This is a genomic window from Epilithonimonas hominis (assembly GCF_003730015.1).
In the GTDB taxonomy this organism is placed as follows: Bacteria; Bacteroidota; Bacteroidia; order Flavobacteriales; family Weeksellaceae; genus Epilithonimonas; species Epilithonimonas hominis.
The window spans coordinates 1-22,462 of the sequence record NZ_RJTU01000039.1; the positions used below are offsets into that span (position 1 = coordinate 1).

General features: G+C 36.8%; 19 protein-coding genes and 2 tRNA genes. 9 read left to right on the top strand and 12 right to left on the bottom strand.

The window, feature by feature from the left end; genetic code table 11:
* Positions 1-194: 194 nt before the first annotated feature.
* Positions 195-482 carry a helix-turn-helix transcriptional regulator gene (locus tag EGH73_RS05815; RefSeq protein ID WP_123281072.1) on the top strand — a complete coding sequence of 96 codons (288 nt, stop codon included), beginning with the start codon at positions 195-197 and terminating at the stop codon, positions 480-482.
* A gap of 21 nt (positions 483-503) precedes the next feature.
* On the opposite strand, the gene EGH73_RS05820 is transcribed toward EGH73_RS05815, so the two are convergent.
* The gene (locus tag EGH73_RS05820; protein ID WP_123281073.1) at positions 504-890 is read right to left on the bottom strand and encodes an SRPBCC family protein; all 387 of its coding nucleotides are present in this window, start codon (positions 888-890) and stop codon (positions 504-506) included.
* 37 nt (positions 891-927) lie between these two features.
* Here EGH73_RS05820 and EGH73_RS05825 point away from each other — a divergent pair, with 37 nt between their 5' ends.
* The gene (locus EGH73_RS05825; RefSeq protein WP_123281074.1) at positions 928-1,536 is read left to right on the top strand and encodes an NUDIX hydrolase; all 609 of its coding nucleotides are present in this window, start codon (positions 928-930) and stop codon (positions 1,534-1,536) included.
* A 34-nt stretch (positions 1,537-1,570) separates the two neighbouring features.
* Here the strand turns inward: EGH73_RS05825 and pheT are convergent, their stop codons facing one another.
* Both pheT and dnaN read right to left on the bottom strand, forming a co-directional pair.
* Positions 1,571-3,970, bottom strand: coding sequence for a phenylalanine--tRNA ligase subunit beta (gene pheT / locus EGH73_RS05830; RefSeq protein ID WP_123281075.1), 2,400 nt, complete (start codon positions 3,968-3,970; stop codon positions 1,571-1,573).
* 248 nt (positions 3,971-4,218) lie between these two features.
* A complete protein-coding gene (dnaN, locus tag EGH73_RS05835) occupies positions 4,219-5,349 on the bottom strand; it encodes a DNA polymerase III subunit beta (RefSeq protein ID WP_123281076.1) in 1,131 nt (376 codons plus the stop codon).
* A 267-nt stretch (positions 5,350-5,616) separates the two neighbouring features.
* Here dnaN and EGH73_RS05845 point away from each other — a divergent pair, with 267 nt between their 5' ends.
* The 3 genes from EGH73_RS05845 (at position 5,617) to coaD (ending at position 7,716) form a co-directional block, all read left to right on the top strand.
* Positions 5,617-5,982 (top strand): diacylglycerol kinase, encoded by a 366-nt coding sequence (locus EGH73_RS05845; RefSeq protein WP_123281078.1) that lies wholly within the window; start codon positions 5,617-5,619, stop codon positions 5,980-5,982.
* Positions 5,983-6,186: 204 nt separating this feature from the next.
* Complete coding sequence (locus EGH73_RS05850; RefSeq protein ID WP_123281079.1) at positions 6,187-7,170, top strand: D-alanine--D-alanine ligase; 984 nt, start codon at positions 6,187-6,189, stop codon at positions 7,168-7,170.
* A 75-nt stretch (positions 7,171-7,245) separates the two neighbouring features.
* Complete coding sequence (gene coaD, locus EGH73_RS05855; RefSeq protein ID WP_089767525.1) at positions 7,246-7,716, top strand: pantetheine-phosphate adenylyltransferase; 471 nt, start codon at positions 7,246-7,248, stop codon at positions 7,714-7,716.
* A 106-nt stretch (positions 7,717-7,822) separates the two neighbouring features.
* Here the strand turns inward: coaD and EGH73_RS05860 are convergent.
* The 4 genes from EGH73_RS05860 to EGH73_RS05875 all read right to left on the bottom strand — a co-directional run bounded on the left by EGH73_RS05860 (position 7,823) and on the right by EGH73_RS05875 (position 11,270).
* A tRNA-Phe gene (locus tag EGH73_RS05860) sits at positions 7,823-7,895 on the bottom strand.
* Positions 7,896-8,016: 121 nt separating this feature from the next.
* Positions 8,017-8,089, bottom strand: a tRNA-Phe gene (locus EGH73_RS05865).
* A 92-nt stretch (positions 8,090-8,181) separates the two neighbouring features.
* Positions 8,182-10,026, bottom strand: a complete 1,845-nt coding sequence (locus EGH73_RS05870; RefSeq protein WP_123281080.1) for a lysophospholipid acyltransferase family protein — start codon at positions 10,024-10,026, stop codon at positions 8,182-8,184.
* Positions 10,027-10,031: 5 nt separating this feature from the next.
* Positions 10,032-11,270: an aspartate kinase gene (locus tag EGH73_RS05875; RefSeq protein ID WP_089767522.1), complete on the bottom strand. Its 1,239-nt coding sequence runs from the start codon at positions 11,268-11,270 to the stop codon at positions 10,032-10,034.
* Between the two features lie 237 nt (positions 11,271-11,507).
* Between EGH73_RS05875 and fbp the strand changes: the two genes are divergently transcribed.
* From fbp to groL, 4 genes are all read left to right on the top strand, one after another.
* Positions 11,508-12,527 carry a class 1 fructose-bisphosphatase gene (fbp, locus tag EGH73_RS05880; protein ID WP_089767520.1) on the top strand — a complete coding sequence of 340 codons (1,020 nt, stop codon included), beginning with the start codon at positions 11,508-11,510 and terminating at the stop codon, positions 12,525-12,527.
* 63 nt (positions 12,528-12,590) lie between these two features.
* Positions 12,591-13,601: an o-succinylbenzoate synthase gene (locus tag EGH73_RS05885; RefSeq protein WP_123281081.1), complete on the top strand. Its 1,011-nt coding sequence runs from the start codon at positions 12,591-12,593 to the stop codon at positions 13,599-13,601.
* A 339-nt stretch (positions 13,602-13,940) separates the two neighbouring features.
* Positions 13,941-14,219 (top strand): co-chaperone GroES, encoded by a 279-nt coding sequence (locus tag EGH73_RS05890; RefSeq protein ID WP_123281082.1) that lies wholly within the window; start codon positions 13,941-13,943, stop codon positions 14,217-14,219.
* Between the two features lie 104 nt (positions 14,220-14,323).
* Positions 14,324-15,946: a chaperonin GroEL gene (gene groL / locus EGH73_RS05895; protein WP_123281083.1), complete on the top strand. Its 1,623-nt coding sequence runs from the start codon at positions 14,324-14,326 to the stop codon at positions 15,944-15,946.
* Between the two features lie 613 nt (positions 15,947-16,559).
* Here groL and hemL read toward each other — a convergent pair.
* The 5 genes from hemL to EGH73_RS05920 form a co-directional block, all read right to left on the bottom strand.
* A complete protein-coding gene (hemL, locus tag EGH73_RS05900) occupies positions 16,560-17,840 on the bottom strand; it encodes a glutamate-1-semialdehyde 2,1-aminomutase (protein WP_123281084.1) in 1,281 nt (426 codons plus the stop codon).
* 95 nt (positions 17,841-17,935) lie between these two features.
* A complete protein-coding gene (locus EGH73_RS05905; protein WP_123281085.1) occupies positions 17,936-19,000 on the bottom strand; it encodes a glucosaminidase domain-containing protein in 1,065 nt (354 codons plus the stop codon).
* A 142-nt stretch (positions 19,001-19,142) separates the two neighbouring features.
* Positions 19,143-20,066, bottom strand: coding sequence for a 1-aminocyclopropane-1-carboxylate deaminase/D-cysteine desulfhydrase (locus tag EGH73_RS05910; protein WP_123281086.1), 924 nt, complete (start codon positions 20,064-20,066; stop codon positions 19,143-19,145).
* Between the two features lie 348 nt (positions 20,067-20,414).
* Positions 20,415-21,368 carry a transketolase family protein gene (locus EGH73_RS05915; protein ID WP_089770114.1) on the bottom strand — a complete coding sequence of 318 codons (954 nt, stop codon included), beginning with the start codon at positions 21,366-21,368 and terminating at the stop codon, positions 20,415-20,417.
* 99 nt (positions 21,369-21,467) lie between these two features.
* On the bottom strand, positions 21,468-22,319 hold the full coding sequence (locus tag EGH73_RS05920) for a transketolase (RefSeq protein WP_123281087.1): 852 nt from the start codon (positions 22,317-22,319) through the stop codon (positions 21,468-21,470).
* Positions 22,320-22,462: the final 143 nt, after the last annotated feature.

The window sequence follows — 22,462 nt, forward strand, 5'->3', positions numbered from 1 at the left end:
AACTTTTGATCTTGATCCATAATTTAAAGTTAATAAAATTTTTGATAAATAAATTTGCGCATTTTTTATTATTTCAAAATTAGTAACAAAAAAAATAAATCAACAAAAAGCTTTAGCGGTTTTACTTCATATTTTAGAAATTATTCATCTATTATAGAAATTTTCATTAATTTCACTTAACAAAACATTAATCGATGAAAATAAATGAAAAAATAAAACAGCTGAGAGCACTTAGTAGTTATTCTCAGGCATATGTTGCAGAAAAATTATTTATATCACAAAGAGCTTATTCCGATATAGAAAATGGAAAAACAAAAATAGACATAGACCGCTTGAAAGACATTGCAAAATTATTTGACACAAGCATTTTGGATATTCTAACGACAAGTCAAAATCAGGAAATTTATTTGCAAAAAATAAAACATTTAGAAAGTGAAGTAGAATTGTTGAAAGAGAGATTAAACAAAGAAGCCAATCATTAAGATTGGCTTTCAATATATTTTTTAAAGTTGCTCGATCTTATCTGTCAAAGAATTGATGAAATTCTGAAGAGGTTTTTCTACCATCATTTTGATAAATGGATTGAATTTCCCATCAAATAACAACTGAACTTCAGTTTGATTTTCGTTCAAAGGATTCATTGTTCCAGTCAAAGCGAAATCTAAGCTTGAACTTGCAGATTTCAGAACGACTTCTTTATCAGACACATTATCGATTTTCAAAGCGATTTCCGGCATTCCTTTCAACCCGAATTTGAATCCGTCTGCGCTTGTTTCAAATTTCTGAAGTCCTTCTGGCATTAGATCTTTGTAATCTTCTGGGTTTTTAAGCATTCCTGCCAATTCAGATGAAGATTTATTTACTATAATTTTTCGTCCTTCTAAATTCATTTTTTATATTTTTGTATTTATATCAAAAGCCGTACAAATGTATAAAGTTTTTATCAATGAAAAAAAAATAGTTTTGAGTCAAGAGCCTCAAGACAGCCCTAAAACATTGAATTACGATGGAACGCATAGCTTTGAATTTGCGGTAGATCTTCTTACGAACACAGCATCGCAAGGCTTGAATATTTATCACAATGACATTGACCAATTGTGGGCAGATTTCAAAGGTTTTTTCAGAAATATAGAAGCCGCTGGAGGCATTGTCTTGAATCCTGAAAATAAAATCTTGTTCATCCATCGTCTCGGAAAATGGGATCTTCCGAAAGGAAAAATTGAAAAAGGCGAATCTAAAGAACTTGCTGCAGTGCGAGAAGTGGAAGAAGAATGTGGGATTTTTGATTTGGAATTGAAGGATTTCATCAACTCGACTTATCACATTTACACAGAAAGAAACGGTGACAAAGTTCTGAAAACGACGTATTGGTTCGAGATGTTCTACCAAGGAACAGGAACGCCTAAACCGCAGATAGAAGAAGGAATCAATGAAGTTGGATGGAAAAATGAGGCCGAGATAGAAACTGTAATTATTCCATCAACTTTCCAGAATATTAAATTAATTCTTGCCGATTTTAAATCCAAATGTAAATAAAAATGCCGCTTAAAAATATTAGCGGCATTTTTTGTTATCTCAATTCAGCACTAAATTCTTTCTGAAAGGATTTTATAAGAGAATTCATTACCTCTGTTATATCCTTATCTTCTAATGTTTTTTCCTCATTCAGGAGTTCGAAACTCATTGCGTAAGATTTTTTGCCTTCCGGAAGATTTTTCCCTTCGTAAACATCGAACAAGTTGATATTCTTCAGGAACGGCGATTTGTTTTTCTTCGCCAATTGGTATAATTCTGAATAGTTGATGGTTTTATCTACCAACAACGCCAAATCTCTTCTTATTTTGTTAAACTTCGGAATATCTACGAATTTCAGATTTTCTTTCGTTCTCAGTGCTTGGCAGTTTTCCAATTCAATCTCTGCATAGAAAACGTCTTGACTGATGTCAAAATCTTTCAACAATTTTGGCGATACTTTTCCTAACCTTGCCAATGTTTTGTCACCGAATTTGATTTCCAAAGCATCAGAAAAACGGTCGTCTTCCAGGGCAGATTCATGCAGAACAAGGTTCAGTTTTTCCAAAAGAATTTTTACATAAGCTTTCAGATGATAAAAATCTGTCGCGCTTTTTGGCTGCAGCCAGTTCTCAGAAACTTCCCTTCCTGTCGTCAGAATGGCCAACTGTTTTCTTTCCTCGTACTGCTCTTTTTTATGGTAAATTTTCCCTAATTCGAAAAATTTGATGTCTGAAGATCTTCTATTGATATTGTAAATGGCATTCTCCAAAAGCCCTTCCAATAAAGACTTTCTCATAAATGCCAAATCATTACTCAAAGGATTTAGCAATTTCACCGCATTGGTTTCATCTTTTACAGAAGTCAACGAGTTGTTCATTACTTCGTGGAAACCGTTGGATTGCAATGTTCTGGCCCAAGAGTTTTCTAACGCATCTTGATCATCAAAACTCAATTTTACAGGTGTGAATGAGATTTTTTTAGGCGCATCAATCTTGTTGTAACCGTAGATTCTCAAAACTTCTTCTATGACATCAATTTCTCTTGTTACATCTGCTCTGTAAACAGGAACAGATAATTCTAGACCATTTTGAATCTCATTAAGAATCTGAATATCAAGAGATTTTAAAATTTCTTTTACTTTTTCTCTATGGATTTTAGTTCCTAAAATCTGGTCTAATTTCGAATATCTGAAAACCACATAATGGTCTTTGATTTTCTCTGGATAATGTTCTAGAATCTCTCCTACTAATTTCCCGCCAGCTAATTCCTGAATCAAATTGATCGCGTGCGTTAAAGCTGTTCTAGCATTATTTGGGTCAACACCTCTTTCAAAACGGAAAGATGCATCGGTATTTAGTCCGTGTAATTTAGATGCTTTTCTAATCGCAACCGGATTAAAATAAGCGCTTTCCAAGAAAATAGTTTTTGTCTCGGAAGAAACTCCGCTTTCACTTCCACCGAAAACTCCGGCGATGCAAAGTGGATTGTCTTTTCCATCTTTGATGATGATTTCGAAACCTTTCAAAGTTCTCTCTACATTGTCAAGAGTTTTGAATTTGGTTCCTGCTTCTACGGTCCCAACTTTCACAGTTTTGTCTGCAATTTTATCGGCATCAAAAGCGTGAAGCGGTTGCCCCAATCCGTGAAGGATATAATTAGTAATATCCACAACATTGTTAATTGGCGAAAGTCCGATGGCTTTCAATCTGTTTTTTAACCAATCTGGAGAAGTTTTAACTTCAACATTTTCGATAACAGCACCGAGATATCTTGGTGCTAATTCAGAATCTTCAACTTCTAATTTGAAATCGTGAGAACCTTCGATGTTTAAAACTTTAGATTCTAATTTTGTGAATTCTGATTTCAGATTATTAGAAGAAACGAACGCCTGCAAATCTCTTGCAACACCGTAATGCGACATTGCATCGGTTCTGTTGGGCGTTAATCCGATTTCGTAAACCTCATCGTTTGTCAATTCAAAATAGTCTGCGAAAGGTTTTCCAACTTCAAATTTAGTTTCGTCCAAAACCATAATTCCGCCGTGGTCATCACTCAAACCTAATTCATCCTCGGCGCAAATCATTCCTTCGGAAACTTCGCCACGGATTTTAGCTTTTTTGATTTCGAAAGAACTACCGTCTTTGGCGTAGATTTTTGTTCCTACAACAGCTACAGGAACTGTTTGTCCAACAGCAACATTCGGTGCTCCACAAACGATTTCCAGAATTTTTCCGTTTCCAACGTCAACCGTTGTTTTGTTTAGTTTATCAGCATTCGGATGTTTTTCGCAAGTCAAAACTTTACCTACAACGATTCCTTCCAGACTTCCTTTTACGCTTTCAAATTTATCAACACCTTCTACTTCCAAACCGATATCGGTAAGATAAGCACTGATTTTTTCTGAGTTAAGATCAGTTTTGATATAATCTTTAAGCCAATTATTAGAAATTTTCATTCTTTTTTATATTTGATTGTCGGATGTCGGAAGTCCGATGTCCGAAGTTTTAGTTTATTATTTAAAGACTCTTCGACAGGCTCAGAGTTACAGCTCTAATATGCGACGCTTTCTATTTGCGGTGTCAGGCTGAGCTTGTCGAAGCCTCCACATTATTGTTTTTTAAACTAAAATTTGAGACCTGAATTTCAAATCTCAAATTTTTATTAATCAATTTGATAAATCAATTATCAATTATTATCCATCAATTATAACCCAATCACAGGCATTGACAGCATCAAGATACTTTCATTCTCCTCCAATCCGTCAACTGGTTCTACAATTCCTGGTCTGTTTGGTTGAGACATTTTAATTGTGATATCGTCAGAAGCCAAAACGGATAGCATTTCTGTTAGGAATTTTGAACTGAAACCGATATTGATATCATCGCCATTATAATCGCAAGGAATCTGCATATCTGCTTTGTTTGCGTATTCTGTATCTTCTGCGTGAAGGTGAAGAACATTGCCAGACAATTTGAATCTTACTTGGTTCGTAGATTTGTTCGACATAATAGATGCTCTTCTGATAGAACTCAAAAGCAAGCTTCTATTGATGGTCAAAACGTTTGGATTTTCTTTCGGAATTACCGCATTATAGTTTGGATATTTTCCGTCAATTAAACGACAAATCCAAATGTTATTTCCGAATGTGAATTTCGCCATATTATCACTGAATTCAATCACAACATCTTCGTTGGAATTGTTCAGGATATTTTTGAAAATTGACAATGGTTTCTTTGGCATAATGAATTCCAAAGTCTCTGGATGTATGACATCTGTTCTTTTGTAAACCACCAATCTGTGAGAATCTGTGGAAACAAAATTAGTCTCATCTTCTTTGAATTGGAATAAAACACCAGTCATCACAGGACGAAGAGAATCGTTACTTGTAGCAAAAAGTGTATTGTTAAGAGCCTCTGCCAAAACGCCGCCACCGATGGTTACTTTTTGAGATGCGTCAAATTCCGGTAATTCCGGATAATCGTCTGCATTGTCCAAAGCCACTGCAAAGTTGTCTTTCTCATCCAAAATCTCCAAAACACTTCCGTTTCCGTCTTCGGAATCTTTCACTGCCAAAGTCAAAGGCTGTTCACCGTAAGTTTTCAAGAAATCCTGAAAAATCTTACCTGGAACGGCGAATTTTCCTTTATCATCCGACTTCACTTCAAGAGAAGTAATCAAAGTCGTTTCTCCGTCAGAAGCCGTAACTGTTAATAAGTTCTGGTCTAAGTCGAAAAGAAAATTCTCCAAAATCGGTCTGGATTGTGAACCGGAAATCACGCCACTCACCGTCTGTAAAGCTTTTTGCAAATCGCCACTGGCAACAATAAATCTCATAAACTGTATTTATTTCAATTCCACAAATATAATGATTTCGGTTCGATTGTAAAAGTTGATTTTATTTAGTTATTAACAATTTTTGAATTGGAGTGAAATAAGTTTGAATAACTTTGTGGAAATTTGATGATTGCTGAATTTTTGAACGCAAAATCCGCAAAGATTTTTTGAACTTATTGAAAATATTTTTAAGGCTCGCATAGACGTAAAACTCATCAAAGATTTTAAAGAATAGAATCAGAAATTTAATTTTTATAGAATCAAAAAATGAAAAAACCGCCATTTCATAAAAGTGTTCAGTTTACGTTCCGAGGAATTATTTGGATTTTGAAAAACGAGAGAAATTTCCAATTCCATATTCTAGGATTGATAATAAATCTTTTTTTGATTGTTTTTCTTGGTCTTTCAAATACAGAAACAGCTTTAATCCTTCTCTGCTGTTTTTTTGTTTTGGTGACTGAAACTTTGAACACTTGTGTTGAGAAAATCTGCGATTACATTCAACCTGAATTTGATTCCCGAATAGGAATTATTAAGGATTTGGCTGGTGGCGCTGTAATGTTGGCGACTATTTCTGCGATCTGTGTCGGGGCTTTGGTTTATTGGCCTTATTTGAAATTATTATTTTATTGATGATTTTTTTAAACACAAAGACCGCTAAGATTTTTTTGAGTTTATTGAAAATATTTTTAAGGTTCGCAAAGGCGTAAAACTTAGCAAAGAATTGAAATACTAATATTCTTAAATATGGCTCATATCACATTATCTAAATTTGGATAGATTTAATCATCACTTTTTACATAAAATCTCTACATTTGTTTTCAAGAAAATTTTAGAATGAGTAAAAAAAATATAGCCGTTGTAATGGGCGGTTATTCCGATGAATACAAAGTTTCTTTGAAAAGCGGACAATTGATTTTTGAGTCGCTGGACCGAGAACTTTATAACGTTTACAAAGTTGTAATTCTGAAAGATGAATGGTACTTTCTGGATGAAAATGAGAATAAAAAAACCATAAACAAGGCCGATTTTTCCATACATTTAGAAAATGGCGAAAACTTGAAATTTGACGCTTGTTTCAACACTATCCACGGAACACCAGGTGAAAACGGAATTATGCAAGCTTATTGGGATGCCGTAGGTCAAAAATATACAGGCTGTGATTTCTACCAAAGCGCATTGACATTCAATAAAAAAGACACATTAGCTGTTCTATCAAAATACGGAATTCCTTCTGCGAAAAGTATTTATCTACGAAATAGCGAGGAAATATCTGATGACGAAATCGTAGAAAAGCTTGGTCTTCCGGTTTTCGTTAAACCCAATCAAAGTGGTTCTTCTCTTGGAATTTCTAAAGTGAAAGACAAAAGCGAACTTAAAAACGCCATTGAATTTGCTTACAAAGAAGATGACGAGATCCTTATCGAAAGTGCTTTGAACGGAATGGAAGTTTCTGTTGGCGTTTTGGATTATCAGGGTAAAGTGATTGTTTTGGGAATTACGGAAATTGTTCCAGAGAAAGAATTCTTCGATTACGAAGCTAAATACGAAGGTGCATCCCAGGAAATCACGCCAGCAAGAATCGATGAAGAAACCAGAAAAAAAGTAGAAGAAATCTCCATCAAAGCCTACAAATCCCTTGGAATGAGTGGATTTTCACGCTCAGAATTCATTATCGTGGATGGAATCCCGCACTTGTTGGAAATGAATACAAATCCTGGATTTTCGCCAGCGAGTATACTTCCGCAACAAGCCAAAATCTATGGAATATCCATCAAAGACCTTTGCGGAAACGAAGTAGAAAAAGCACTTAATAAATAACTCATCAATGATAAATTTTAGATTTTACTTGATGTCGATAAATCTAAAATTCAGAATCTAAAATTTAAAATTTCTATGAAAATTGCAGTTTTTCCAGGGTCATTTGATCCGATTACACTTGGACATTATGATATTGTAGAGCGTGCAGTTCCGCTGTTTGACAAAATCATCATTGCCATTGGAAAGAATTCTCAGAAAAAATATATGTTCTCCCTGGAACAGCGTAAAGATTTTATCAGAAAAACGTTTGAAAAATTCCCAAATGTGGAAGTGGATGATTTTGAAGGTTTGACCATTGATTATTGTAAAAGTAAAAACGTTAATTTCATTTTAAGAGGACTAAGAAATCCTGCTGACTTTGAATTTGAAAAATCAATTGCCCAAACTAATAGAGCACTAACCAGAGATAACACAATAGAAACCATCTTCCTTTTGACCTCGTCCGGAAAATCTTACATCAGCAGCAGCATTGTGCGAGAAATTATTTCATTCGGAGGAAATTATGAAATTATGGTTCCTGATGCTGTGCGAGTGACGAAAAATTAAATTAATAAAACACAAGTCGAAAACTTTAATTTCCAGAACAATTAAATAATTTTGTTCTTAAAAATACAAACAAAAATCCCTAAGAAAGATCTGAGGGATTTTTTTGTGGTTTCTCCAGGGATCGAACCAGGGACACACGGATTTTCAGTCCGTTGCTCTACCAACTGAGCTAAGAAACCAGCACTCTTGTTGTTTTGAGTGGTGCAAATATAAAATCTTCTTGGCTAAAATGCAAATTTCTGTAAGATAAAATACAAAATTTATTACATAAAAAAACCGCCTGATTCAGGCGGTTTTAAGTGGTTTCTCCAGGGATCGAACCAGGGACACACGGATTTTCAGTCCGTTGCTCTACCAACTGAGCTAAGAAACCAGCACTCTTGTTGTTTTGAGTGGTGCAAAAGTATACTCTTTATCTTTATTGTGCAAATATTATTGAAGTAAATTTTATCTAATACTTAAATACTATTGATTATCAGCCGATTTTTTTTCAGTTTGTGCCTTGAAGAAATCGCTCAATTCTTCCAAAACAGGTTTTATTGTGTCTTCCGGCAGGTCGCTGATTCTAATATACATTAAACCATCAATAGCATCATTGAAGTTCGGATCTACATTAAAGGCGATCATTTTTGCATTCTGCTTTATATATTTTTTGATAAGAACCGGTAATCTAAGTTTAGGCTCTAGGTCATCAATTATCTTGTCCAGCTTATTGAGATCTGCATTCATATCTTCAAAAAATAAAGCTTTGTCACGCTCCTTCATCACTACCTTAAATTCATTTTTTGGGTGGATGTATTGTGCAACTGCAGAATCATAATAATGCGAGCGCATAAACTCAATCATCAATGATTTTGAGAATTCCGAAAACTTGTTACTGATACTCACGCCGCCCATAAGGAACTTATGTCCCGGGTTTCTAAGACAAACGTGGACAATCCCACGCCAAAGAAGAAATAGAGGAAAAGGTTTCTGCTGATATTCGACTGAAATATATGCGCGTCCCATCTCAATAACTTTACGGAAAAATGGCTGCAATTCCGGGTCATACTCGAAAAGTGAACTGGTATAGAATCCATTGATACCATATTTTTTCATCACCTCAGCTCCCAGAGCCATTCTGTACGCCCCAACCAATTTTCTCTCTGCATTATCCCAAAGAAAAAGGTGATGGTAGTGATTATCATATTCGTCCAAATCAAAAGGCAGGTTTGTACCCTCGCCTACCGCACGGAATGTCAGTTCACGCTGCCTCCCAATCTCTCGCATTATGGAAGGAATCTCGGCAGATGTTGTGAAAAATATATCATAATCCCCGTGGGAAAATAATTTTTTATTTTCAGTATTTTTTAAAACTTCTATTTCACTGATGATATCCTCAATCGGTGTTTCATCTATGATGTTCTGAACAATATTATTTTGTTTGAGCAACGGCAGTTTGAGCGCCATATTAGGCAATTTCAGCTTTTCGGTGATGCTTTTTCTTTTTTCGTAATAAGATTTTAGCATATAGACCTTCCTGTAAAGATATTCGCCGAGTTCCTCTATACTTTCCTCCTCTTCCATCTGTTTTACAGAAATAGGTTTGCCAATTCTGATTCTGATAGGTTTTTCTCTTTTCTTCATCATTTCTGCTGGCAACATAATCGTCTGCAAATCTGGATGGAGCTTGGCTACGTTGTAGAAAATCTTACTGTTTGTAGCGTGAAAATACATCGGTACTACGGGAACCTTAGCTTTTTTGATGAGTTTCAATGCTGTTTTTTCCCAAGGCTTATCCAAGACTTCGCCATATTCATTATTTTTATTGGAAACTTCACCAGCAGGAAATATACCGATACATCCACCCCCCTGTAGATGTTTCAGGGTTTCACGCATTCCGGATGAGCTGTTAAATGCGTCTTTTCTCCCCTCAAATGGATTGACGGAAATTACAAAAGGTGCCATAGGTTCAATTTTTGACAGTAGAAAATTGCCCATCACTTTAAAATCCGGACGCACTTTCAAAAGAATTTTGCACATCAGGATGCCATCTATTGCACCAAGTGGGTGGTTAGAAACCAAAATAAATGAACCTGTTTTTGGAACCTTGGCGAGATCTTCTTCAAAAACAATATAGCTCAGACCCTGTTCCTTGACGAATTGATCAAAAAAGTCAGCACCTTCTGTGTTTTTGAGTTTGTCGTAAAGATTATTGACATCATTGATCTTTGCCAAATTCATTATAGCGGACGCAACGGGTTTCTTCAGGAAACCTATTTTATCTAAGCCCGATGCTTTTATTAAGTCTTCTTTAGAGATTAAGCTCATAGTTTTTAAATAGTCACCATTTGGAACGTTTTCTTGGAAATCTGTTCTAACAGGACTTTTTTATCTTTATAAAATTGATCCAGCGTGTCTAAATTGACATTTCTGACCGTGAATAGTGATACGTTTTTTGTCATTTGTGTAATGAAACTTTGTTGCAATTCCTCGTTTAAATCATTCACGTTGCCAAATTTGTCTTCAAGACATAAAGCCAGTGAAATTGCAGAATTTTGCATCAGAGAAACTTTGATTTTATATTTTGCCAATAATTTGAATATCAAACTCATGTGATCTTCTGCTATAAAGGAAAAATCTCTGGTCTCTACATTCAGAAGGGTTTGATTTTCTTTCAGAATATAGCTTTCCGTTAATTCATTCTCTTCGGAATTTCCAACTTTGGTTCCGGGCTTTTTCGGTTCCACAAAAGATTTTACGTAGAACGGAATATTCTTCTGTTTCAGCGGCTGAAGTGTTTTCGGGTGAATCACCGAAGCGCCATAATACGCCATTTCAATAGCTTCTTCGTAAGAAATATGAGACAGCAATTCCACATTCTCAAATTTCCTTGGATCACCTGTCATCACACCAGGAACATCTTTCCAGATAGTCATTTCATCTGCATTAAGACAATATGCAAAAATCGCCGCGGTATAATCGGACCCTTCTCTTCCCAATGTTACGGTAAAGTTATTGCTTTCGGAGCCTATAAAACCTTGTGTTACGTAGCAATTGATTTTATCCAATTTTGCAATATTCTGTTCTGTTTCCTGCCAGTTTACGATTCCTTCTCTATAATTACTGTCGGTTTTGATGTAATCTCTCGCATCCAGCCAATGGTTGAAGAACTGAATTTCGTTAAGATATTCGCTGAGGATTTTGGAAGAAATCATCTCGCCACAGCTTACCACTTGGTCGTAAACAAAGTTATAATTTGGGGATTTATTTCTTCTAAGGAAAGAATCTATATCATCAAAAAACAAAGAAATCTCTCCGAAAACAGCGTGGTTATCACTGAACAAGCCTTTGGCAATCTCGATATGATTTTGCTTGATGGTTTCAATCTCGGATTGATAATCTTGTTTCTTAAAGTAAAACTCAACAACTTTTTCCAATGCATTCGTGGTTTTACCCATTGCAGACACTACCAGCAGACATTTTTCAAATCCTTGTGTTTCCAGAACCAAGGCTACATTTTTCACACTTTCCGCATCTTTTACAGATGCTCCTCCAAATTTGTAAACTTTCATTAGATCAATTGTTGTTCAGACTGTTACTTTAGTAAATTTAAATTATAATTTTCAAATTAAAATTCAAAAATATTAATAATGCATGATATATGAAAGGAAGTTTGCTTTTCCTAAGAAAAACATTGTTCAGAATGAAACGATATTAACGGAAAATAAATGATTATTATCAACAATAGATAAATCTGTTTCAAGACATTAAAAAATAAATTAGATTTGTAAAACCCCAAAATTAATACAATGTCACACCAAGCTTTACAGACTCTAGGAGAGTTTATTATTGAAAAACAAGACGATTTCAAATATTCTACAGGAGAACTTTCCAGGCTAATCAGCTCCATCAGGATTGCCACAAAAGTCGTAAACCGGGAAGTCAACAAAGCAGGAATTGCAGATATTATTGGAAAAGTCGGAACTGAAAATATCCAAGGCGAAGAGCAACAGAAGTTGGACGTTCTGGCGAACGATATTTTTATTGCTGCACTGTCTCAGCGGGAAGTGGTGTGCGGCATCGCATCTGAAGAAAGTGATGATTTTATCGAAATCAAGTGTACAGAAAATGCGCATCTTAGCAAATATGTGGTTTTAATCGACCCTTTAGATGGTTCTTCAAATATTGATGTGAACGTTTCTGTAGGAACGATTTTTTCCATTTACAGACGCGTTACCTCACCGGGAAGTCCTGTTGAGCTAAGAGATTTCCTTCAGAAAGGAGTGAATCAAGTAGCTGCAGGTTATGTGGTTTATGGCTCATCTACAATGATTGTTTATACAACAGGAAATGGTGTGAATGGTTTTACACTTGATCCCTCTATCGGAACTTATTATCTTTCTCACAAAAACATTAAATTTCCAACTTCCGGAAAAATCTATTCAATCAATGAAGGGAATTACGTAAAATTTCCACAAGGTGTAAAAGATTATATCAAATATTGCCAGGAAGAAGAAGGCGACAGACCTTATACATCACGTTACATTGGTTCATTGGTTTCAGATTTCCACAGAAATATGCTGAAAGGTGGCATCTACATATACCCTTCTACTTCGCAATCGCCCAATGGAAAACTTAGATTATTGTATGAATGTAATCCAATGGCATTTTTGGCAGAGCAGGCCGGCGGAAAATGCAGCGACGGTTTCCGAAGAATTATGGAAATTGAGCCAACAGAACTCCATCAGCGTGTGCCATTTTTCTGTGGCAGTGCAGCGATGGTAACCAAAGCTGAGGAGTTTATGGCAAAAGCTGTGGTTAAAAATTAGTATTGACATCAAAGACTTAATCATAAAGACCGGTTTCCCTCGGTCTTTTCTTATTTTTGTGAAATGAAAACGGCAAAATTTTACCCTTACACGCTCAATTTTAAACGTCCTAGCGGAACCTCCAGAGGCGTTCTCAACACCAAAGAAACTTATTTTATAGAAGTTTTTGAGGATGACAAAAAAGGAATTGGTGAATGCGCATTATTCCGAGGACTGAGTTTTGATGACGATGATGATTATGAAGCAGCACTGGAATGGACTTGCCGAAACATCAACCTCAGCATCGATGATTTGCGCGAAGAACTTGTCAATCATCCTTCGATAATTTTTGGTGTTGAGCAGGCGCTTTTGAATCTGCAACATCAGAATGAATTCTATTTTCCAAGTGAGTTTACTGAAGGAAAAGATTCAATTAAAATCAATGGACTGATTTGGATGGGAACTTCGGATTATATGAAAGAGCAATTGGAAGAAAAGCTGAGCCAAGGATTTTCCTGTATCAAACTGAAAATTGGTGTGGACTGGAATGCCGAGAAACAAATCCTGAAATCACTCCGCGAACAATTTCCTAACGATAAAATTGAACTGCGTGTAGATGCCAATGGTGCATTCTCCCCAGAACAAGCTAAAATTGTTTTGCAAGAATTGGCAGAACTGCATATTCACTCAATTGAGCAGCCCATTCAGGCCGGAAACTGGAAAGCTATGGCAGAACTTTGTCATTCTACGCCAACGCCCATTGCTTTGGATGAGGAACTGATTGGTGTTCTGAATTATGAATCTAAGAAAACATTAATAAAAGAAATCAAACCGCAATATATTATCCTGAAACCAGCTTTGGTTGGCGGATTTTCTGGCTCGGACGAATGGATACAATTGGCAGAACAAAATAATATCGGCTGGTGGATAACTTCTGCTTTGGAAAGCAACATCGGTCTCAATGCTATTGCGCAGTACACTTACACCAAAAACAATCCGATGCCACAAGGATTAGGAACCGGCGGCCTCTTTACTAATAATTTTGAAACAAACCTGCATCTGGAAGGTGAAAGGCTTTGGTTCGATAATCATTAACTTTAAAAGCGTCACTCCTACGGAGCTTTACTAAATATACGTAAACCTTACTACAAACATTTCGCTGCTACGGAGCTTGGCTAAGTCTGCTTAAAATGTGCTATAAACTTAGCGCTCGTACTTAGCTTAACCAATAATGCTTAAAATCTGCTACAAACTTTCCGCTCCTACGGAGTTCTCTGAAACGGTAACTCAAAAATTAAAATCTGCCAAAATTTCACATCTCAAAATAAAATCTGCCAAATTTTAACTTCTAACTTCTCACTTCTGGCTTCCAGCTATCTTGGCACAATCTTGGAGAAGTCTGTGGCAGAATAACATTTAAAAATTTATAATAATATGTCAGTAAATTTTAAACCATTAGTAGACAGAGTTTTGGTAGAACCAACTCCAGCTGAAACTAAAACAGCATCAGGAATCATTATTCCGGACACCGCAAAGGAAAAACCACAAGAAGGCACTGTAGTAGCAGTTGGTCCCGGTAAAAAAGATGAACCTACAACTGTAAAAGTGGGTGACAAAGTTCTTTATGGAAAATACTCCGGAACTGAACTAAAATTTGAAGGCAAAGATTATTTAATTGTAAAAGAAGGAGACCTTTTAGGAATAATTGGGTAAAATTTGTAAAAAGTAAAATGTAAAAAGTATTAAGGACTTTTTATTAATCAAAATTAAAAAATCATTGTACATATTACATTGTACATCAATACAAAATCAAAATTATGGCAAAAGAAATAAAATTCGATATCGAATCAAGAGACGCTTTAAAAAGAGGTGTTGATGCATTGGCTAATGCAGTAAAAGTAACTTTAGGACCAAAAGGTAGAAACGTAGTCATAGAAAAATCTTTCGGTGCGCCTCACGTTACCAAAGATGGTGTTTCTGTAGCTAAAGAAATTGAGCTGGAAGACAGAGTAGAAAATATGGGTGCTCAGATGGTGAAAGAAGTAGCTTCTAAAACCAATGACATCGCCGGAGACGGAACTACGACTGCTACAGTTCTAGCACAAGCAATCGTAAGAGAAGGTCTTAAAAACGTAGCAGCGGGCGCAAACCCTATGGACCTGAAAAGAGGTATTGACAAAGCAGTAACGGCTGTTGTTGAGAATCTGAAATCTCAGTCTCAAACAGTTGGTGACAACAATGATAAAATCAAGCAAGTTGCTTCTGTTTCTGCAAACAATGATGAAACTATCGGTTCATTAATCGCTGAAGCATTCGGAAAAGTTGGTAAAGAAGGTGTAATCACTGTAGAAGAAGCAAAAGGTATCGACACAACTGTAGATGTTGTGGAAGGTATGCAGTTTGACAGAGGTTTCCAATCGCCATATTTCGTAACTAATCCTGAGAAGATGGTTGCGGAATTAGATAATCCATATATTCTTTTGGTTGAGAAAAAAATCTCTTCTATGAAGGAATTATTGCCAGTTCTTGAGCCGGTAGCACAAGGTGGAAAATCTTTATTAATTATCTCCGAAGAAGTAGAAGGCGAAGCTTTGGCAACTTTGGTAGTTAATAAATTGAGAGGTTCTCTTAAAATCGCTGCTGTAAAAGCACCAGGATTTGGTGACAGAAGAAAAGCGATGTTGGAAGATATTGCTATCCTAACTGGCGGACAAGTGATCTCCGAAGAAAGAGGTTTCACTATGGAAAATGCGTCTATCGAAATCCTTGGAACTGCTGAAAAAGTAGTAATTGACAAAGACAATACAACCATCGTAAATGGTGGTGGTGACGAGGCTCAAATCAAAGGAAGAGTGGCGCAGATCAAAGCTCAGATGGAAACTACAACATCTGACTATGATAGAGAAAAACTTCAGGAAAGATTGGCTAAATTAGCTGGTGGTGTTGCTGTACTTTACGTAGGAGCGGCATCTGAAGTAGAAATGAAGGAGAAAAAAGACAGAGTGGACGATGCACTACACGCTACAAGAGCAGCTGTGGAAGAAGGTATCGTAGCTGGTGGCGGTGTTGCGTTGGTAAGAGCTGTTGCTGCACTTAACTTCGAAGGTGATAATGCTGACGAAACGACAGGTATCAAAATCGTGAAAAGAGCAATCGAAGAACCATTGAGACAAATCGTGGCTAACGCTGGTGGCGAAGGTTCTGTAATCGTTGCTAAAGTGGCAGAAGGACAAGGTGACTTCGGTTACAATGCTAAAACTGACGAATTTGTAAATATGCTTGAAGCTGGAATCATTGACCCAACTAAAGTAACAAGAGTTGCTCTAGAAAATGCGGCTTCTGTTTCAGGAATGCTTTTAACAACTGAATGTGTTATCACAGAAGTTAAAAAAGACGAGCCGGCAATGCCAATGGGAGGCGGAATGCCAGGAATGATGTAACGGTCACCGACCGAAACAATATATAAACCGTTCTATTTTATAGGACGGTTTTTTTTGTTATTTTTTGGAATCATTGAGTCACTAATTATATTTTATAGCTGCCTTTTTATCATTACTGCAAAACCAAAGTTTTTTAGCCTAATGGTGGGATTGGACTTCTAGTTGTAGGAATAATGGTCTAGAGATGTTGCAAACCGCTCGGGATACGTCCGGGAGTAGTTCCGATTTTCATACATTTTTTAATTAACTTTTACAAAGTAACTGATTTACGAAATTGGTAAAGCTACCGGAGGTTTAGTTTAACAGCAGTTTGACAAAATGGAGGATTCAGCGCTAAATTAAACATTCGGTTTTCAAATAAACATTAGTGCTAGATTACAATTAAGTACTTCAAAGACCCGCCATTGCAGATTTGCAATCCGTGACTTAATGAAATTAACAAATCACAAAAAACTTTCGAATCGAAATTCAATTGCGTCGGGCTTTAGCCCGATGATAGAAATCAAAATAGAAATCGGCTTTAGCCAAAATTAACCCATATATATTTTGGCTAAAGCCAGATTGACATCTATAAAAAAAACGGGCTAAAGCCCGCTCCAATTGATTTCTTTATCTAGTACTGAAACTTCCTAAAAGCTTCCAGCGTTTTATCAATCTCTGTATCGCCAATTGCGGATGAAATAAACCAAGTCTCATAACCACTTGGCGGAAGATAAATCCCCTGCTCCAAAACCTGATGAAACAAATTATTGAACAAACCAATGTTGGAATTATTCACTTCATTAAAGTTACTCGCAGAAGTTACATCAAAGAAAATTGACATCATACTTCCCTTTCGGTTGATGCGGTGTCGGATTCCTTTTTCATTCAGGATTTTCCCAATTTCGAAGTCTAAGATTTCTGTGGTTTTATCTAATTTTTTATAGAAATCTGCATCTTCTTTTATCAGTTGCAACGTTTTAAGTCCGGCTCTCATAGCCAAAGGATTTCCACTTAAAGTTCCAGCTTGATAAACACGTCCTCTTGGAGAAAGCCAGTTCATAATTTCGTTTGGTCCCGCAAATGCACCAACAGGCAAACCGCCGCCAATGACTTTTCCGTAAGTTACCAAATCTGCCTTCACGCCCAAAGCTTCCTGCGCTCCACCAAAAGCTAAGCGGAATCCCGTCATTACCTCATCAAAAATCAATAAAGTTCCGTGCTCATCACAAAGTTTTCTAAGGTTCTGAAGGAACTGATTTTCCGGCAAAATACAACCCATATTTCCAGCAATTGGTTCTACTATAATCGCCGCAATCTGCTCAGGATTATTTTTGAAAAGTTCTTCTACCTGTTCTATATTATTGTATTCGGCGAGCAAAGTATCTTTCGCCGTTCCTTGCGTAACGCCAGGAGAATTGGGACTTCCAAAAGTCGCCATTCCACTTCCCGCCTGAATCAAAAATGAATCCGAATGCCCGTGATAACAACCTTCGAACTTGATGATTTTTTCTCTTTCTGTATAACCTCTCGCCAAACGAATCGCGCTCATACAAGCTTCGGTTCCAGAAGAAACCATTCTGATTTGGTCAACATTAGGAACATTTTCTATGATAAATTTTGCAATCTCCGTTTCCAATTCCGTCGGTGCTCCAAAGGAAAATCCTTTCTCAGCCTGTAGTTTCAGGGCTTCCAAAACTTCTGGATGTGTGTGACCGAGAATTGCTGGTCCCCAAGAGTTGATATAATCGACATAGGTTCTGTCGTCTTCATCTGTAAGGTAAGCACCTTTTGCAGATTTCATAAAAATCGGAACACCTCCAACAGATTTGAAGGCACGAACTGGTGAATTAACACCGCCTGGAATATATTTGTACGCTTCTTCAAAAAGCGCTGAACTTCTTTGGTATAACATTATAGTTGTTTATTTTGTCCGAAGTCCGATGACGGAAGCCGGAGGTTATTTAATTATTGCGTTTTGTCTTCGGACATCAGACTTCTGTCTTCCGACTAAGATCTCGGTTTTTTACTTTGCAGATAGATCACCTGTCCGGCTCTTGGTTCTTCCCCTGCTTCCATTCTATTTTTAGAATACAATTTCTTCAATTTGATTCCGAATTTCTGAGCAATATCGTGCATTGTTTCGCCAATTCCTGCTTTGTAAGTTTTTTTGTTTCCGGAAGAGTTTTTGCCTTCCAAGAAAACGATATCATTTTTTGCCAGCTTAGAATCTTCCAACTCATTATATTTCATCAGACGTTTTTCACTGATCCCGAACTTCTTAGCAATATCAGACATATCTGCATCTACAGGCATTACAAAGAATTTCAAATCGCCATTGGGATGATTTTTTACAAGGATATTTTTCAGAAGTGCTGTTTTAGTATTGGCTGCAACCATATCAGATACTTCCGCTTGTTTTTTTGCATAAGAACCTTGCGAATAAGGAACTTTCACTGTTGGCGGAACCACTTTTTCATTTTGCTTTTCCTGACCAAGCTGTGCCATAAAAACTGCGTCACTATTCAGGTTCGGATACAATTTCAGAATCGCATAATAAACTTCGTCTTTAGAAGTATTATCAAATTCATACAGTTTGTAGCGTTCGATTTTATCAATCAGGATGTACGCATATCTCGGATTCGTCGCGTATCCAGCCTTCTTAAGCCCGTGAGCCCAAGCTTTGTAATCTTTTGGATTAAGGTCAAACAATTTCGTGTAATATTTTCTCGTCGCCAAGAAAATCGAATGGTCTTCATAAGACTGTTTTGGGTCTTCATAAACTCGGAAACACTCATTTGGAGCATCGTCTGTGTGTTTCATCGTTTTCCCTGTCCATTCTTCCTTACATTTGATTCCGAAATGGTTTTTCCCTTCCAGCGCCAATCGGCTTTGTCCGCCCCCGGTTTCCAAAAGTCCCTGAGCCAGTGTGATACTCGCCGGGATTTTGTATTTTTCCATTTCTTCCACCGCATAAGGCGCGAACTTCTGGATATATTGGTCTTCCGTTTTCCAGGTTTGTGCTTTTGCAAATCCTAAAACACAAACGAAACCAATCGCCAATAACTTTTTCATTGTCAATATTTTAAAATATTTAATCTTTATTTTTCAGGAGCTAATCCCGCTATGCGCTATATCTTTTTCTTTTTTTAGCAAAAAAAGAAAAAGGATGCCGCTACTATCGGGGCTATGGGTTTTAACATCCATTCAACTTTTCTCAAAAAATCGAGTTTTCAAACTCAATCAATGCTTTATTTTTATTTTTCAAAAACTGATTCGCACCTTTGATGCCCTGCAATCCGCCCGTATGAAATGCCAGAATCTTCGATCCCTTCGGAAAGAAAGCTTTCTGGGCCAAATCAAAAATCTTCTGCATCATTTTTCCTGTATAGATTGGGTCCAGCGGAATCTCATATTCTTCATAAAACCAATTTATAAAACGGATATTCTCGTCAGTTATTTTTCCGTAGCGGCTTTCATCCGCATCTATCAATTCAAAATTGTTTCTCCTACTCCATTCCTGTATTGTCTTCTCCAGCGAATTATCTTTCACCGCTTTGATTCCAATTACTTTCTGGTGGTCTTCTGCAAATCTGGAAATCCCTGCAATTGTTCCTCCGGTTCCAACTGCTGTGCAAAGATAGTCAAAATCTTTGGTGTCTTCCCCCAGCATATACCGTACACCTTCCACTGCCATATCATTACTTCCACCTTCGGGAATAATAAGTGCGTTTGGATATTTTTCTATAAATTTTTGAGTTAGTTTTTCTTTGTTTTGATAATCTTCTCTTGACACAAAGAAGAATTGCATTCCGTTTTTTGAAGCTTCGGAAAGTGTGGGATTTTCTTGCCAGTTATTTTCTAATTCATTTCCTCTGATGATTCCAATTGTAGGAATCCCGAACTCTGTCCCAAAAGCAGAAACCGACGCAATATGATTAGAAAAAGCACCTCCAAAAGAAATTAGCAAAGGTTTTTCAGGTTTCGATTCCAAATATTGATTGACATTGAAAAAGAGTTTCCAGAATTTGTTCCCGGAAATTTTCGGATGGATCAAGTCTTCTCTTTTGATAAAAATCTGAATATCAAAATCAGTTTTGATTTCGATAATTGGGATTTTATGTTCCGGAATCTGAAGCATTTTTCAAAATTAGGTAAGTTTTTGATGAGAAAGAAATTTATGAAAATTTTTCTCTTTCTTTAACTATAAAAATTTCCGACTGTTCTACTAAACTGAAAAATTATTTTGGATGACAAAAGCCATAGCCCCGATAGTAGCGGCATCCTTTTTTGGTATTGCGGTGAAAACCTCTAAGAATAGCTTCCCTTCGTTCGCAATGCCAAAAAAGATATAGCGGATAGCGGGAAATAGCTCCTAATTGAAAATTTAAAAAAGTCGTTATCCGACGGAGTCAATAAGCTCCTAAAAATTCTGTAAACAAAAAATCCACCAAAAATGGTGGACTTTGTATGATATAATTTTTAAAAATTATTTTGTTCTTTCGATGATTTTTTTCACTGCTTTTACAACAGCGTCTGCATCGATTTCATATTTTTTCATCAGTTCTGCAGGCGTTCCAGATTCCCCGAAAGTATCGTGTACCGCTACAAATTCTTGAGGTGTTGGTCTTCTTCTCGCCAACATTCCGGCAATAGATTCTCCAAGTCCACCTAGGTAGTTATGCTCTTCTGCAGAAACTATTTTACCAGTTTTCTCTACAGATTTCAAGATAATCTCTTCATCCAAAGGCTTGATGGTGTGGATATTGATGATTTCGCAAGAAATTCCTTCTTTCTCCAATACGTCCGCTGCCAACAGAGATTCCCAAACCAAATGTCCGGTTGCAACAATCGTTACATCCGTTCCTTCTTGTAAAAGAATTCCTTTACCAATCTCGAAAGGCATATCTTCCGGAATGAAAACCGGCACTACAGGACGTCCAAATCTTAGATAAACAGGACCTTCGTGTGCAGCAGCAGCAAGAGTTGCCGCCTTAGTTTGGTTATAATCGCAAGGATTGATTACCGTCATACCCGGTAACATTTTCATCATCCCGATATCTTCCAAAACCTGGTGTGTTGCGCCATCTTCACCTAAAGTAACTCCGGCGTGAGAAGCAGCAATTTTCACATTTTTCCCCGAGTAAGCAATGGATTGACGGATCTGATCATAAACTCTGGATGTTGCAAAATTGGCGAAAGTACCAGCAAAAGGGATTTTCCCGTTAATCGTCAAACCTGCCGCCAAGCCCATCATATTAGCCTCTGCAATACCTGTTTGGAAAAATCTTTCCGGAGCTTTCTCTATGAATTTCTCCATTTTAAGAGAACCAATCAAATCTGCGCAAAGTGCTACAACATTTGGATTTGTATCAGCTAATTCTGCCAATCCTGCTCCAAAACCGGAACGTGTATCTTTTTTTTCTGTATATGTATATTTCATTTTATTATAATTGATGATTGATAAGTGATAAATGATTTCTCAACTTTTAATTCTGTTAATCAAAAAAATCATTCATCATTAATAATTTATCATTGATAATTAATAATCAGCTGGTGCTTCTAAGTATAATTGTTTGATAGCTAATTCCAACTGCTCATCATTAGGCGCTTTTCCGTGCCAAGAATGGCTTCCCATCATATAATCTACACCGCTCCCCATCTCTGTATGAAGAAGAATCGCGACTGGCTTTCCGTTTCCGGTTTCCGCTTTGGCTCTGTTTAAGATTCCGATGACAGCTTCCAGATCGTTTCCGTTTTTTTCTTCAAGAACCAACCATCCGAAAGCTTCTAATTTCCCTCTCAAATCTCCTAAAGATAATACATCATCTGTATCTCCATCAATCTGTCTTCCGTTATAATCTACCGTCGCAATGACATTATCAACTTTCTTGGCCGCCGCATACATAAAAGCTTCCCAGTTCTGACCTTCCTGCAACTCACCATCACCCTGAAGTATGTAAACCAAAGAATTGTCTCCGTCTAATTTTTTCCCTTGAGCAGCTCCAAGCGCAACAGAAAGACCCTGTCCGAGAGAGCCGGACGCTACTCTAACACCCGGCAAGCCTTCATGAGTTGTTGGGTGACCTTGTAATCTTGAATTTAGTTTTCTGAACGTTGCCAATTCTGCTACCGGAAAGAAATCGAATCTTGCCAAAGTACTGTAAAATAAAGGCGAGATATGTCCGTTTGAAAGGAAGAAAAGATCTTCACCTTTTCCATCCATTGTGAAAGGAAGTTTGTAATTCATTACCTCCCCGTAAAGTGCCACAAAATATTCCGTACAGCCAAGCGATCCGCCAGGATGACCACTATTTACAGCGTGGACCATTCTCAAAATATCTCTTCTGATCTGCTTAGAAATGCTTTTCAGCTCTTCGATTGATTTACTCATTATATTAGATTTGCTTTCCTGCGAAAATACAATTTTTTGACGAGGTCTAAAATTCTGTGTCTAAAATTTTCGCATAAAAAAAACCGCCAATTGGCGGTTTCAAATTTTACACGACGATAATACCAGTTATCAGAAAATTTAAA